Genomic DNA, 14,715 nt, shown 5'->3' on the forward strand with positions numbered 1-14,715 from the left:
CAAAGACTGGTAGGATAATGACGTCTAGGGCATAAAATTTTAGGGAGATTACTCAAGTGCAAGCACATAAAGTAGGATTATTTTCAGCCATCGCCATTCCAGTGACATCAATGGTGGGTTCTGGTTGGCTTTTTAGCGCACAATTAAATGCACAATTAGCAGGAAACTACGCGTTTATCGCATGGATAGGCGCGGCTTTTATCGCCATTATTGTCGGGTTATGTTTTGCAAAACTTTGCGCATTATTCCCTGAACGTGGTTTAAATGCCAAATGCGTATCACTAAGTCATGGTAAAGATTTTGGCATGGTCTTTGCTTTTGCCATCTGGTTTGGATTATTAGCAATGATCCCAACTGAAGCGCAAGCAACCGTACAATATTTAAGTCCATTTATCAAGTTCACGACTTTATATCATGGTGAAAGTTTAACTTGGTCAGGCAAGCTATTTGCCATTATTATTTTGGCAATTTACTTTATCGTGAATTACTTTGGCATTAAGCTATTAGCTTATGTCAACAACATCTCAACTGTTTTTAAAATCAGTATTCCAACGCTAACCATTATCGTTTTATTAGCCGCACACTTTGATACAACGAACCTTGATCTTGCGGTTAACCACTATACAGCAAGCTCAATTCAAACTGCACTGATTGGTGCGGGTCTTGTCTATGCGTTTAATGGCTTTCAAGTGGTTGCATCGTTTGCCAGCGAGATTAAAAACCCAACGCGCAATATCCCATTGGCTATTATTATCTCCGTGGTTATCACACTAGCTTTATATATGCTACTGCAATTTACCTTCATGACGGCAATGCCGCATGATGTTGCTGCTAAAGGTTGGGCGGCTCTTAATTTCTCAAGCCCTTTGGTTAACTTAACCATGCTACTTGGTTTGAATTTCTTAACCATTTTATTAATTGCTGATTCGATCGTGAGTCCATCTGTTACCGGTTTAACTTATATGGGCTCTTGCTCAAGAATGCTTTATGCGATGGCTGAAAAAGGGCAAATGCCACGCTGGATTGCCAAGCTATGTCCAGTGCATCATTTGTCTAAACGTTCATTATTTTTAAACTTCATTATTGGCATTATTATTTTGTTAAATTCCGCAAGCTGGGCATCGTTAATGGTAATTACTACTGCCTTTAACGTGTTAGGTTATATGGGTGCGCCACTTTCGCTAGCTGTGTTAGGTAGCCGCAAACTATCAACCAAAATAATGACTTTATTTGTCTTTATTGTACTGGCGTTGCTATTAGCCACCCTACCAGAAAAAGACTTTTTACTGAGTAATCTTGCTGTTACTGTAATGATGGCAATTTATGCTGTACTGCAAATAAAACAAGGTGGATTTAACTGGTTCGCAGTGAGTTTTGTCATATTCTTGTGGATTTTGATGTTAGTGGCAAGCTCAGCAATTGCCACTATTATCTTGGCAATTGTGTTCTTTTTAATTGTCACCAGTCAACGTTTTGTGACGAAATTAGGGCATTCACTGAATAAATAAAGATTTATAGGGTCTACTCTGGATATAATGGTGCCAATACTTCTTGATCTTTATCACTCATGATCTTGTATGATTTGATATGTTGATACAATTCACTATATTCCACAAACTCACCTTTAGCATATAGCGCTTTGTTTATAGCAGTAAGCATTAGCTTAAGCGCTTTATCATCAACAACAGAAGCAACATCCATCGCACTGTAGAAGCTTTGATTGAACAAAGCATTACCCCAAGAGACAATTGCATAATTGACAGCGGCTAGCTCCTTATGATCACATGCTTGTTTAATATCTTTAAGCGCCTGATCAATATCCGGCTTTTCAAATGATATTTGTTTATCTAAAGTTGGTGGTACTTTCTTAGATTTAAACTTGCTAATAACCATAAGCAATATAATCAATGTAACTAACCATAAGATTGCAAAGATAATCGTTAACACCTTCCATAGTTTGCTATGCACCACCTTAATGACTGTCTTTGCGGGCTGTGCTGCAGAAGCTGCATTTATCGCACTGGTTTGCACAGGTGTTACCACTTTGCCAGGCAATACTTTAAAGGTTTGGGCTGGCAAAATGGCAGTTTGCATGGTCTGTGATTTCACATCAAACCAATGCACTGTAATCTTTGGAAACTCAATAACACCTTTCTGTGTTGGGATATAGGCAACCTTAAAGACTTTACTTGCTGCAGGCAGGTTATTCTCCACATAATCTTTGCTTTGTGCCTTATCTGGATATGCATTCACACTATCAGCATGTGGAAAGGTTAAATTAGGCAAGCTAGCTGCTTGCACACCTGTTGCTGTCAAGACAATTGTGCGCGTTACCGGCTCACCAACGGTTAGCTCATTGGAATCACTTGACCAACTGTCTTTTAGCGTAACTGAATTGGCAGGTAACCAGTCATTAATGTCAACATTTTGAGGAATTGGCTTCACATGCAACGTCAATGAATTTGACTTCACCAATATTGGCTTAGCACTTTGCATGGCAAAAAATGAATTGGGATTATTTTGTAAAACCGCTGCCTGAATAATGCTTTGTGGAATAGTAATCTCACCGGATTGATTAGCTGTAATTAAAAACTGCTGCTCAACCACATTATAGGTTTTACCATTTTGTTGTGCTTGATATTGAGTATTTTTGCCAAAAGACTCAATCGTTGCATTGGCTAATTGCAGTGGCTGCATACTTAAATTAGACAATGGCTCTGCATAGTATAGCTTCAGGGTATAGAGCACTGGTGTATTAACATAAGCACTATCACTTGAAAGAGATGCATCTAAAAAGACATTTGCCGTTTGTTTACCATGAGACCCTTGTACTGCCTTTGTTACCGTAATTGTCAATGGCTTAGTTTGCTCACGCCCAACAGTTAACGCTGGAATGGTTATATCTCCAGTTTTTTTAGGTAATAAAGTCACAATATACGAAATATCTGAAGTGCTTTTGCCATTGATAACGCTGGTCTGACTACTGGTGCTTGTACCATAAACATCAAAATCTTTCTTCAATGGCGCCAAATCAGGTTGTTCATTCATATCATCAAGCTTAATCGTTAATGTCAAACTTTCACCATCTGCCACCTGTGTGCGATCAACTGATGCAGACACCGCAGCATGCAATGATTGCACCATAAACATAAATACAGCAGGTATAAGTATAAGAATGCTGATTGTTCTTTTGATTTTTTCCATTTTGTATGTCTTATTTATTCTGCTGATAAATCTAATCATTATTCCCTCCATTTTGCGATGTTTGACGTCGCTCATAATCTCTTAAGAATTTCTGCTTCAATAATCCACCTGGGTCATCTGGAATCTGTGACAAAATGGCATCAACCTTCTTCTGACGCAGTGCATCTTCACGCGCTTGGGCACTTGAAACCGCTACCTTTTGTGACGGATCATGATCATCTTCTTTGTCTTTGTCTTTGTCTTTCTCTTTTGCTAATGCCTGAGAACGTTCATCTTTTTGATTCTTATCATTATCTTTGCTTTTCTCACTTTGAGCACTTTGAGTGTTTTCAGTCGATGATTTATTATCTTGTTGCTCTTTTTGACCGTTTTGACCTTTTTGTTTTCTTTGCTCTTGCTGCTGATCTATATTCTGTTGATCATTGCTACGATCACTTTGACTCTGCTCATTTTTCTTATTTTGCTCATTTCTTTGACTATCTTTATCACTCTGTTGTTGATTAGCATGTGACTGATCTTGTTGATTTTGTTGATCTTTTTGATTCTGATTATTTTTATTACTTTGTTTATTTTGCTTACTTTGGTCATCTTGCTGATTTTTCTGATCACTATTTTGTTGACCCTGCTGACTTTGATCTTTTTGATCTTGCTTATTATTTTGATTGTTTTGACTGTTTTTCGTATTCTGTTGTTTATTCTGCTGATCTTTATTCTCTTTATTTTGAGAATTTTTCTGATCCTGCTTTTGCTGATTATTTTGTTGCTGTTGTTGCTTTAATAAATTCTCAATATACTCAAGGTTCGCTTTAGCGTCAGCAAAGTCGCTTTTTTTGGCTAAAGCCGCTTTATATGCTGCTATTGCTTTTTGATATTCATGCAATTGCGCTAAAGCATTGCCCTGATTATACAGCCCAACTGCCGAGTTATCTTTCTCAAAAGCACTTAATGCCGCCTTATAATCTTTATCACGATATAATGCTGCACCTTGCCAACGACTATCACTAAACATCGCTGCTGCTTCTTTGTTTTTGTGTTCATTAAATAAGTTCTCAGCCTGTTGATTTTTATTTAACCACAGATCCTGCCAAGTATTTGCCAACAACAGTGTCGGCAATAATAACACTGCAAACCCACTGATACGCTTTATCGACATACTTTCTCCAACCAACCTTTTCGTGCAACCAATGCCACCACAATAATCAACAACCAAATAAACCAATGCCCTTCATCTTTCCATAATGCGTTGGCTTTTTGTGCTTCTGTTTTTTGTGTCTTACCATCACCATCATGGCTTAGCATTTTTGTGACATCCTGATCATTATCAGTAATTAAGCTAAATTGCCCATCACCTGAGCTCGCAAGTTTTTGTAATTCAGCAGCATTCATATTAGCAAATACAATTTGCCCTTTTTTATCAGTAACAAAACCGCCATCGCTATTTTTGATTGGTCCACCTTGAGCCGTGCCAATCGCTAATACAGACGTTTTAATACCTTCTTTTGCTAGGTTTTTAGATTCTCTTAATGCCGCAGGTGACGGCGTGCTATCAGTAACTAGTATAATCTGACCTCCAGCAAAGCCTGCTTGCTTAATGAGTTTGGCTGATTCTACTAATGCTTTTTGGATATTGTCACCTCCAATCGGTACAACACTTGAATCCAAAGAAGGTACCATATTAGCAATGGTATTTGCATCAGCCGTTAAAGGCGACACCACGAAAGGCTCACTAGAGAATACGATCATTCCTGTCTGCCCCTCTTTAATCGATTTAAGTAAATCCAACACCTTAAAGCGAGCTCGCTCTAAACGCGTAGGCGGGACATCATTAGCATTCATGGTTTGCGAGACATCTAAGGCAATCACACGTGCTGCCACCTTTTGATAAACTGGTTGTGGATATTGCGACCAAGTTGGTCCTGCCAATGCGACAATGCCAATACACCATAATAAAAAAATTATCACTGGCAACATACGACGCTGACGTGCTTGCTGCCCGACTAATAAATGTTTTAATAAGTGTGGATCACAATGTGCACTCCAGTTATTGCCACTGCTCTTGACTCTTAAGATCATGATGAGTAAAAAAATCGCTAGAATGATCAGTAAAAACCACCATGGACGTAAAAAGTGAAATGAATTAAATAAGTGGAAATCGATGGAACTCATATAACACTCCTTTGACTTCTTTTAATCCATAACAACGCTAAAATAAAGCTTAAGATCATCGCAGCTCCCAAAGTCCATGGATAAAATGGTGTTATCGGACGAATGGTGATTTTATCGGATTTCACGGGTTCCAACTGGTTGATTTTATTGTAAATCGCTTGCAACTCTTTACCATCTTCAGCGCGAAAAAACTCCCCACCTGTCATCTGGGCAATTTTTTTCAAGCCATCAATATCCAAATCACTCGATGGATTAACAATTTGCGGACCAAACATCGTCTGCATCGTCATTTGCTTTGCCCCCAAACCAATGGTGTAAATCTTGATATGTTCATCTTTGGCAAGCTTAGCTGCTGTATCAGGGTCAATAACACCAGCGTTATTGCCACCATCGGTTAAAAGAATAAGCGCGCGTGATTGCTTGGGATAATGCATCAACTGTTTAATCGCAAGACCAATGGCATCCCCTATCGCGGTTTGAATACCCGCAATACCCACCGTAGCATCATTAAGCATTTGTCCAACGGTTTTGCGATCAAAAGTTAGTGGCGTTTGCAAATAAGGTTTAGAACCAAATAAAATAAGTCCTAATCGATCGCCTTCTCGCTTTTGAATAAATTCATTAGCAACCGTTTTCACCAAATCAATTCTTGACTCAGCCTTGCCATTGACCATCATATCTGGTGTGCGCATACTGCCTGAGAGATCAACTGCTAACATCAAATCCCGACCCGTTTGTGGCAAAGTTAATGGCGCACCTAACCATTGCACACCAGCACCTGAAACGACTAATAAACACCAAATGATAAGTAACAAATATTTAAACCATGACAAGTGTTGAGTTCCTTTAGCCTCACCTTCGGTCATTGTTTTTTGCAATGAAGTATAAAAAGGAATTCTAAGCCCTTGTTTTGCATCACTATTGTTTACTCTTGGTAATACAAAACGCAAGATAATGGGTAATAAGAGTAAAACAAAAATCCAAGGATAGGCGATGGTCATCATAACACTTTCCTTAACCATTTTTTCGTTAATATAATAAGCGCTTGACGCTCATCAATACTGACTTCTTTTAACCTATAGCTATCTAACAATAAACGCCCATCACCTTTACTAAAATCATCTGTTTTCAGCTGCTGATCTAGGAACTTTAACCAATCCTCACCGAAGTATAGATGCGCATTATCCGCTTTAAGCTCTTGCATAATAACTCGCTTTAAAAAAGTAGAAATCTCTGATATCAATGCCTGTGGTCTCTCTGACTGAGTGGTTTGTACAGTTGTGTCAAATAAGCTTATTATTGCTTGCTTATGACGATGCGCTTTAATCTTTTTAGCCAAGAACCATATCATCAGCGCAATCACAACTAAGACAACAACAGCCAAAATATACCAACCCACTGCCAGTGGCCAAATCGATACCGCAGGCGGAAGATGAATGTCTTTTAGCCCAGCTAATACATCAGTAGCCATAGCGCATTACTCCATGATTTAAGGTTTTAACCACATCATCATTCGTTGCTAATGCGACAAATTGCATATTGTGTTTGCTTGATAATGCTTTGATCCTATCTAGGCGCTGATTAAATGGCTCGGCATAGCGCTTATGCACGTCTTTATCCGCGGCATTTAGCTCCAAGAAATGCAACTGCCCATCACTAAAGCAGTATTGCCCTCTATCAGGTAAACTTGCTTCTAATGGATCATAAGTAAATACTTGGATAATCTCACTCTTGCGATTAATTAACTTCAAATACTGTTCAGCCTCATCATCAAAATGCACAAAGTCACTGATCACAATTACAACACTGCCACTTTTAAGTGTTTTTGATAGATTCTTCAGTGTCATTGCCATTGAATGGTTATTTGATGGTCTTAGCATATTATCTGGGTCACTTAGGCATTTGAAAAACTTCAATAAATGCGTACGACTACGCGCTGGTGTTAATTGATATAAACCATCATCTGCAAATACCACACCACCGACTTGTTCATGATGATTCAGTGCTGCCCAACCTAATAATGCACAGATCTTAGCGGCTAGTACGCTTTTAAAGCAAACACGCGTCCCAAATTGCATTGATGCAGTTTGATCGACGATAAAATAAATCGCACGTTCCCGCTCCTCTTTATACACCTTGGTATACGGCTTCCCAAGACGCGCGGTTAACGGCCAATGCATTAAACGAATATCATCCCCTGGTTGGTAATGCCGAACCTCTTCAAAGTCCATTCCTCGCCCTCTGGCGCGTGAGACATGTTGACCGACCTGATTCGTATTCACACGTTGACTATTAAAAAATTGAATATTTTGCGCCTGAAAACGCAAACTCAATAATTCATTAATATCTGCCGTTATACCTTGTTGATCACTTGTGTTTTTTAAACTCATGAGCGTTTCCCCTCTTCCACTTATGGAATCGGCACGGCTTTTAAAAGTGCATCAATCACATCATCACTGGTAATATTATCAACTTCAGCTTCAAAGCTTAGCAATATCCTATGCCTTAATACCTCATGAATCACCGCATGGACATCATATGGTGACACATAGTCTTCTGCATTAAACCAAGCATGCGCACGTGCCGCGCGCTCAAGTGCAATCGTGCCACGTGGACTTGCCCCAAAACGAATCCATTTAGCTAAATCTTCATTGTATTTCGCGGCATCACGTGTGGCTAATACCAACTGAATCATGTACTCCTCAACGGCACTAGAAACATGCAGATCTAACACTTGTTGTTGCGCTGTAAATATTTGATCTTGTGTTATTAGCGGTGGCTTTTGCAAGTTCACTGAACGATTGCCACGATTTAATGCTAAAATTTCTTTTTCCATTGCTGCATCTGGATAGCCGATTTTAACATGCAGCATAAAGCGATCCAATTGCGCCTCGGGTAAAGGGTAAGTTCCCTCTTGCTCAATCGGGTTTTGTGTTGCCATCACTAAGAATAAATCAGGCAATGGATAGGTTTGTTTGCCAATGGTAATCTGCTTCTCACCCATTGCCTCTAATAGTGCTGATTGCACTTTAGCCGGTGCGCGATTGATCTCATCGGCTAATAACAAATTATGAAACAAGGGACCGGTTTGAAACTCAAAGCTTTGGCGCTCAGGAATATAAATCTCAGTCCCTGTTAAATCTGCAGGTAGTAAATCAGGGGTGAATTGAATACGATGATATGAACATTCAATACATTCAGCTAAGGTTTTGATTGCCGTGGTTTTAGCAAGACCAGGCGCGCCCTCAACCAATAAATGTCCTGATGATAATAAGGCAATTAGAAGGCGCTTTGTCAAAGCGCGTTGCCCAACAATACGCGCATCTAAATACGCTAATAAACTTTCAAAATCCTGATATACCGGCATAAACCCTCCTAAGGCTTGATATAGTTAACGGTCTTTATTTTATAAATCCGTTTATGAATTTCAAGCCTCGTTTTGCTTATGTCGTAAATTTCTAAGCTTTATCCCAATAAACTTTAATGCCTGCAACAACATTTTGTGGAATACCGACATAATCAAGTTTCTGTGCAATCTTGTCACCCTGTTCAGAATAAGCAAAAGTAAAGAATTGCTTAATATCTTGATTGATGCCTTGCTTTGCTTTCTCAGGTAACAAAACAAAAGTCGTTGCAACAATCGGCCAGCTGTTATCACCTGGCTGATTAACCAATAGCAAATTATAATTATCCTTTGCCTGCCATGATGCATACTTTGCGGCACTTGCAAAACTATTTAAATCCGCAGTCACTGTTTGACCATTTTGATTAATCAGTTTAACGGTTGGGATATTCGCGGTTTTTGCATAGGCATACTCAACATAGCCGATACTATCATCGACTTGCTGCACTTGTGCTGCCACGCCTTGGTTGCCTTTAGCACCAATACCTACCGGCCATTGCACTGAAGTATCAACACCAACTTGCTGCTGCCATACAGGATTAACCGATGCTAAGTATTGTGTAAAGTTATAAGTTGTCCCTGAACCATCGGCGCGATGCACCGTGATAATCGCATTATGTGGCAACTTAAGCTTTGGATTTAAAGCGGCAATCGCTGGATCATTCCAATATTGGATTTTACCTAAATAAATATCCGCTAATACTTGACCACTTAACACAAGCTCATTTGTCTTAATGCCCTGAACATTAATCACAGGCACAATACCGCCAACAATTGCAGGGAATTGTAATAAATTGTACTTACTAAGCTCAGCATTGTTTAGTGGCTGATCTGATGCTGCAAAGTTAACCGTGCCTGCAAAAATCTGGCGCTGTCCGCCACCTGAACCAATTGGTTGGTAATTAATTTTAACACCTGTTTGATTATAATATTCATTTGCCCAACGTGACATCGCAGGATAGATAAAACTTGAGCCTGAGCCCATAATAACTGACTGACTTGACGCTGCCTTGCCATCACTTTCATGTGCTTTTTCACTGCATCCTGATAATGCCAGTACAGCCATAGCGCTACTTATCAGAGCACCAACCAATACAGTTTTCTTAAATCTTACTCGTTTCATTCATTTATCCTTATATCTTAATTTATAAACCGTTATACCCTTTTCCTATCTCAACACCCCACCTCGCAAGCTCGGCACCCCTCTTGTAAAGAGGGGAATATAAAACATCATTGCCCAATTCCCCTCTTTACAAGAGGGGTGGCAGCTGCAGGCTGACGGGGTGTTTTAAAATCATCACTTTGTTTAGAATATCTAACTCTAGTTATTCATTATGAATATAATCAACCGTTCGTGGATCCTTAGGTGCGTTAAAGAATACATCAGTTGGGGCATACTCGACAAGCTCGCCATTAATCATAAACATCGTACTGTCTGATAAGCGCTCAGCTTGCTTTAAATTATGTGTCACCATCACAATTGTATATTGAACCTTTAACGCTGTGAGCAACCGTTCTATCTTCTTGGTAGAAATAGGATCAAGCGCCGATGTCGGCTCATCTAATAATAAAATCTTAGGTTTCACTGCCAGTGTACGCGCAATACACAGTCGTTGCTGTTGCCCACCTGAAAGACGTGTACCTTGTTGTTGCAATTTATCTTTAACTTCATCCCATAACGCCGCTTGCTTTAATGCCTCTTCAACGCGCTGTTGCAACTCAGCCTTAGGTAATTTTTCATGCAACTTAATGGCAAAAGCAATATTATCAAAAATACTCATCGGAAAAGGCGTTGGTTTTTGAAAAACCATGCCAATTTCTTTACGCAGTTGATTCAAATCGATATTTTTTTCTAAGACATTTTGCCCTTGTAACAAAATCTGCCCCGTGGCTTTTTGCTTCGGATACAATTCATAAATACGATTTAATGTTCTAAGCAAAGTGGACTTGCCAGAACCTGATGGACCAATTAATGCGGTAATTTTATTTTGCGCGAAGCTTGCATTAATATCATGCAATGTTTTGCTATCACCATAATAAAAGTTAAGATTCTTTACTGCTAAGTACTGCTTATTTGGCAAATTTAACACCCTCCCTTGAGTTTCAAATTGACTATTACTATGATCAGTTTGAGCTTGTGCTGTGCTTTCTATGTTTTCTAAATTCTTTAAGCTTTTAAATTCTGTCGATTGTTGCATGATCATCTCTTATTCTTTGCTTTATTACCAGTTATTTATCTTTTGCAATCCAACGCGCCGTTAGATTCATCACCAATACTAATGCGGTAACAATAAGTGCCGCCGTCCATGCCACTTGTTGAAACTCCGGATATGGTTGCATTGCATTTTCAAAAATCATCACTGGTAAACTCTCAATCGCTTGCCCCATATTGAAGCTTAAAAAGCTGTTTTTTGCCGAGGTAAACAACAATGGCGCACTTTCGCCCATCACTCTTGCTGTGGCTAATACCACTGCAGTAATGAGTCCCGTCTTTGCCGAGCGATAGCCAATCATCACAATCACACGCCACTTTGGCACACCTAGTGCGATGGCTGATTCCTTTAGCATAGGGGATACAAGATATAACACATCCTCCGCTGCACGCGTAATCATCGGCATCGCGATAACCGCGAGCGCAATGATTCCGGCATAACCTGAAAAACTGGTGTTAACGACAATAAGAGTATAAATAAATAAACCAACAATCACTGATGGCGTGCTTAACATCATGTCATTAATAAAACGCAAGACTTTAATCGTGCGTCTGAATTGTCGAAACTCAACAAAGAAAGTCGCCGTTAAAATCGAAATCGGTGTTGCGATCACGATAGCACCAATTGTTAACATTAATGAACCAATAATCGCATTTCTAAGCCCTAGTTCCCTCGTGTCATGTATAAAAAGATACGTGCTAAAGCTAGGCATACCACGCATTACCAACTCATATAAAATGCTACACAAAAAAAAGATACTAATAATCGCACTTAGCCAGCACAGTGAGACAAAAATATTTGATTTAATACGGCGCTTAAGTGCGACTTGTCCAATCGTATTCATTATGCCACCCCTACTTTGTAACGCTTTAAAATCCAACGTGATATCAGTAAAACCACCAGAGTGATTAAGAATAATATCAATCCTGTTTCAACTAGTGCGGCAGGATATAATGTGCCTAATGCTTCATTAAACTCATTAGCAATGGCTGATGAGATGGTCGCACTTGGCATAAATAAGCCTTGCAAGCTATGAACATTGCCAATCACAAAGGTCACTGCCATTGTCTCGCCTAACGCGCGTCCAAAACCTAAAATAATCGCACCCATCATGCCGGGTAAGGCATAAGGGAAAATGACATTTTTGGTGACTTCCCACTTAGTCGCACCAATACCAAATGCTGCTTCTTTCGTCACTTGTGGAATCGCACTGATCACATCACGCATTACCGATGAGATTAAAGGGATCACCATAATGGCTAAGATAATGCTCGCAGCAAAAATACTACTGCCTGTTGGTAAGCTTTTGATAAAGAACATCACAAGCGGCTCAAAGTGCGCCCAAAATGAACCACTCTCGGCAAGAGCTGAAAACTTAGCCTGCCAAGATAGTGATAACGGCATTAATTTTAACTGTAAAGATTTCACCCACGGCAAAAGCACGAAAAGCCCCCAAATACCATAAACGATACTCGGGATCCCTGCCATTAACTCAATCAATCGCGCAAGAATTCTACCTATACGTCTGGGCAATAACTCATCGATCAAAAGTGCAACACCTAAGCTAAAAGGCACAGCAATTACAAGTGCCAAAATGGATGTAACCAGCGTACCAATGATAACTGAATAAGCACCAAATTGCTCAGTCACAGGATTCCATGCATCACTCCATAAAAAAGAGACGCCATACTCACGAATACTTGGCCAACTAAATACAATAAGACTCATTAATAGCAACACAAAAATGATCAGTGTTAGCGATGCTAAAGCTATTAATAGCTTCAAAAAATTTCTATCCCCACTTTGCCTCAAAACCTATCCTTCCTACTTAATTAAGTCGTTGCTAAGCATAAATATCAATTGTTACAGTTATGTTACAAATGATGGCTATGGTTGTTTTAAATTGAATTTCTCATATTTCTCACTATTATTCCATATGAACATAGGACTAAACACTAAGGAATATTTATGTTTCATATTTCAGAACGTAGAAAATGGTATATTGGCTTTGGCATTGTCTTACTTATTATTCTTGCGTTTTTAGCATTACTACACAGCAAACTTACCGTAGGCATTATTATTATTGCGCTTATTATTGTTGCCATTTATGATGTAACACAAAAAAAGCATACCATACTACGCAACTTCCCCGTCCTTGGGCATATGCGCTTTATCTTGGAGTTCTTTCGCCCTGAGATTCAGCAGTATTTTGTTGCGACAGACCAAAGTGAACGCCCTTTTGATCGACAAACTCGCTCTTTAGTTTATCAACGCGCTAAAGGCATTGAAGACACGCTGCCCTTTGGTACCGAGCGCGATATTAACCGTCCAGGTTATGAGTGGGTTTTGCATTCATTAGCACCGATTCACCCAAAGGATGTGGATCCTAAATTTCAAATAGGCAATCATCAATGCACCAAACCTTATATCTCGTCACGCTTAAATATTTCAGCCATGAGTTATGGCGCCTTATCCAAAAATGCAATTATGGCACTTAATAAAGGTGCTAAGCTTGGGGGCTTTTGTCACAACACTGGCGAAGGTGGTTTAACAGAATATCATCGCCAGGGTGGTGATATTTGTCTGCAAATTGGGACAGGATATTTTGGTTTTAGGACTAAAGATGGGCACTTTGATCCAGATAAGTTTGCCATTCAAGCGCAATATGATGATATTAAAATGATTGAGATCAAACTCTCACAAGGAGCAAAACCTGCTCATGGCGGTGTTTTACCCAAGGAGAAACTTACCCCTGAGATTGCTAAAATTCGTGATGTGCCGATGGGTGAAGATGTTTTATCTCCCCCTGCGCACACTGCTTTCTCAACTCCTGTTGAGCTATGTCAATTTGTGCAAAAACTGCGAGAGCTTTCCGGTGGTAAACCCATTGGTTTTAAACTGTGCATTGGGCGCAAAACCGAGTTTTTCTCAATTTGTAAAGCCATGTTAAAAACGCAAATTTTTCCTGATTTTATTACCATTGATGGTGCTGAAGGTGGTACAGGAGCAGCTCCTGAGGAATACGTCAATCATATTGGTGTACCACTTGAAGATGCTTTAGCATTTGTTCACAACGCATTGGTTGGTTCTGGCATTCGCGAGCATATTTGTATTATTGCCAGCGGTAAAACAGCGACAGGCTTTGATATGGTCAAGCGTATTGCCTTAGGTGCTGATGTTATCAATAGCGCCAGAGCCATGATGTTATCTTTGGGATGCATTCAATCTAAACAATGCAACCGCAACACCTGTCCAACAGGCGTTGCCACACAAAATCCACGATTGTACAAAGCACTGGACATTGATGACAAGAAACAACGAGTTTACCGCTTTCATGATGCAACCGTTAAAAGCTTTACTGAACTTGTTGGCGCTATGGGACTTAGGAATCCAAGCGAGCTTTCTGCCTCACGTGTTATACGTCGTATTGATGAAAAAACCGTGCAATCACTTGACGAAGTCTATCAATACCTTAAAAAAGATAGTTTATTAGATGATAATAACTTACCAACGCAATATGCTAAATATTGGCAACAAGCATCTGCTGAGCGCTTTTAAAAAACTATCAGCAAAACGTCCATTTTATCGACTTATTTTAAAAACTGCTTGCAAGTGATTAACTAAAGATTGTAAGGTATCCACCGGTAACTTGCTCTTACACTTTTTTAAATACTTAAATTATAATAAATAACAGGTTTTGGTTTATCATCTGACTAGCAGTAAGAGAAG

13 protein-coding genes are annotated in these 14,715 nt (G+C 39.5%); 2 read left to right on the forward strand and 11 right to left on the reverse strand.

Annotation, left to right across the window (positions count from 1 at the left end):
• Positions 1–56 precede the first annotated feature (56 nt).
• Positions 57–1,508, forward strand: coding sequence for an APC family permease (locus DNJ75_RS01045; RefSeq protein WP_224742252.1), 1,452 nt, complete (start codon positions 57–59; stop codon positions 1,506–1,508).
• Between the two features lie 13 nt (positions 1,509–1,521).
• Here DNJ75_RS01045 and DNJ75_RS01050 read toward each other — a convergent pair whose 3' ends face one another.
• From DNJ75_RS01050 to pstC, 11 genes are all read right to left on the reverse strand, one after another.
• On the reverse strand, positions 1,522–3,243 hold the full coding sequence (locus DNJ75_RS01050; RefSeq protein ID WP_157968158.1) for a BatD family protein: 1,722 nt from the start codon (positions 3,241–3,243) through the stop codon (positions 1,522–1,524).
• Complete coding sequence (locus DNJ75_RS01055) at positions 3,236–4,357, reverse strand: hypothetical protein (RefSeq protein ID WP_117001313.1); 1,122 nt, start codon at positions 4,355–4,357, stop codon at positions 3,236–3,238. Before DNJ75_RS01055 ends, DNJ75_RS01050 begins: the two co-directional genes overlap by 8 nt.
• Complete coding sequence (locus DNJ75_RS01060; protein WP_117001314.1) at positions 4,348–5,370, reverse strand: vWA domain-containing protein; 1,023 nt, start codon at positions 5,368–5,370, stop codon at positions 4,348–4,350. Before DNJ75_RS01060 ends, DNJ75_RS01055 begins: the two co-directional genes overlap by 10 nt.
• Positions 5,367–6,374 carry a vWA domain-containing protein gene (locus DNJ75_RS01065; protein ID WP_170137160.1) on the reverse strand — a complete coding sequence of 336 codons (1,008 nt, stop codon included), beginning with the start codon at positions 6,372–6,374 and terminating at the stop codon, positions 5,367–5,369. The genes DNJ75_RS01060 and DNJ75_RS01065 overlap by 4 nt, the downstream gene beginning before the upstream one ends.
• Positions 6,371–6,841, reverse strand: coding sequence for a DUF4381 domain-containing protein (locus DNJ75_RS01070; RefSeq protein ID WP_117001316.1), 471 nt, complete (start codon positions 6,839–6,841; stop codon positions 6,371–6,373). Before DNJ75_RS01070 ends, DNJ75_RS01065 begins: the two co-directional genes overlap by 4 nt.
• The gene (locus tag DNJ75_RS01075; protein ID WP_117001317.1) at positions 6,831–7,760 is read right to left on the reverse strand and encodes a DUF58 domain-containing protein; all 930 of its coding nucleotides are present in this window, start codon (positions 7,758–7,760) and stop codon (positions 6,831–6,833) included. The genes DNJ75_RS01070 and DNJ75_RS01075 overlap by 11 nt, the downstream gene beginning before the upstream one ends.
• A 20-nt stretch (positions 7,761–7,780) precedes the next feature.
• On the reverse strand, positions 7,781–8,737 hold the full coding sequence (locus DNJ75_RS01080) for an AAA family ATPase (protein ID WP_117001318.1): 957 nt from the start codon (positions 8,735–8,737) through the stop codon (positions 7,781–7,783).
• A gap of 91 nt (positions 8,738–8,828) precedes the next feature.
• Positions 8,829–9,896 (reverse strand): phosphate ABC transporter substrate-binding protein PstS, encoded by a 1,068-nt coding sequence (gene pstS, locus DNJ75_RS01085; protein ID WP_117001319.1) that lies wholly within the window; start codon positions 9,894–9,896, stop codon positions 8,829–8,831.
• A 202-nt stretch (positions 9,897–10,098) separates the two neighbouring features.
• Positions 10,099–10,971, reverse strand: coding sequence for a phosphate ABC transporter ATP-binding protein PstB (gene pstB, locus DNJ75_RS01090; protein WP_117001387.1), 873 nt, complete (start codon positions 10,969–10,971; stop codon positions 10,099–10,101).
• Positions 10,972–11,002: 31 nt separating this feature from the next.
• Positions 11,003–11,830: a phosphate ABC transporter permease PstA gene (gene pstA, locus DNJ75_RS01095; RefSeq protein ID WP_117001320.1), complete on the reverse strand. Its 828-nt coding sequence runs from the start codon at positions 11,828–11,830 to the stop codon at positions 11,003–11,005.
• On the reverse strand, positions 11,830–12,771 hold the full coding sequence (pstC, locus tag DNJ75_RS01100) for a phosphate ABC transporter permease subunit PstC (RefSeq protein WP_224728281.1): 942 nt from the start codon (positions 12,769–12,771) through the stop codon (positions 11,830–11,832). Before pstC ends, pstA begins: the two co-directional genes overlap by 1 nt.
• A gap of 183 nt (positions 12,772–12,954) precedes the next feature.
• On the opposite strand from pstC, the gene DNJ75_RS01105 reads away from it, so the two are divergent.
• Complete coding sequence (locus DNJ75_RS01105; protein WP_117001321.1) at positions 12,955–14,544, forward strand: FMN-binding glutamate synthase family protein; 1,590 nt, start codon at positions 12,955–12,957, stop codon at positions 14,542–14,544.
• The last annotated feature ends 171 nt before the right edge of the window (positions 14,545–14,715 follow it).

Origin of the sequence: Cysteiniphilum litorale (assembly GCF_003428165.1) — a bacterium.
GTDB lineage: Bacteria > Pseudomonadota > Gammaproteobacteria > Francisellales > Francisellaceae > Caedibacter > Caedibacter litoralis.

Bases quoted from the DNA above. Each gene is read 5' to 3' on its own strand.
- DNJ75_RS01050 (WP_157968158.1), bottom strand. From the start codon at position 3,243: ATGATTAGATTTATCAGCAGAATAAATAAGACATACAAAATGGAAAAA.
- pstS (WP_117001319.1), bottom strand. From the start codon at position 9,896: ATGAAACGAGTAAGATTTAAGAAAACTGTATTGGTTGGTGCTCTGATA.
- DNJ75_RS01060 (WP_117001314.1), bottom strand. From the start codon at position 5,370: ATGAGTTCCATCGATTTCCACTTATTTAATTCATTTCACTTTTTACGT.
- pstB (WP_117001387.1), bottom strand. From the start codon at position 10,971: ATGCAACAATCGACAGAATTTAAAAGCTTAAAGAATTTAGAAAACATA.
- DNJ75_RS01055 (WP_117001313.1), bottom strand. From the start codon at position 4,357: ATGTCGATAAAGCGTATCAGTGGGTTTGCAGTGTTATTATTGCCGACA.
- DNJ75_RS01065 (WP_170137160.1), bottom strand. From the start codon at position 6,374: ATGATGACCATCGCCTATCCTTGGATTTTTGTTTTACTCTTATTACCC.
- pstA (WP_117001320.1), bottom strand. From the start codon at position 11,830: ATGAATACGATTGGACAAGTCGCACTTAAGCGCCGTATTAAATCAAAT.
- DNJ75_RS01075 (WP_117001317.1), bottom strand. From the start codon at position 7,760: ATGAGTTTAAAAAACACAAGTGATCAACAAGGTATAACGGCAGATATT.
- DNJ75_RS01105 (WP_117001321.1), top strand. From the start codon at position 12,955: ATGTTTCATATTTCAGAACGTAGAAAATGGTATATTGGCTTTGGCATT.
- DNJ75_RS01080 (WP_117001318.1), bottom strand. From the start codon at position 8,737: ATGCCGGTATATCAGGATTTTGAAAGTTTATTAGCGTATTTAGATGCG.
- DNJ75_RS01070 (WP_117001316.1), bottom strand. From the start codon at position 6,841: ATGGCTACTGATGTATTAGCTGGGCTAAAAGACATTCATCTTCCGCCT.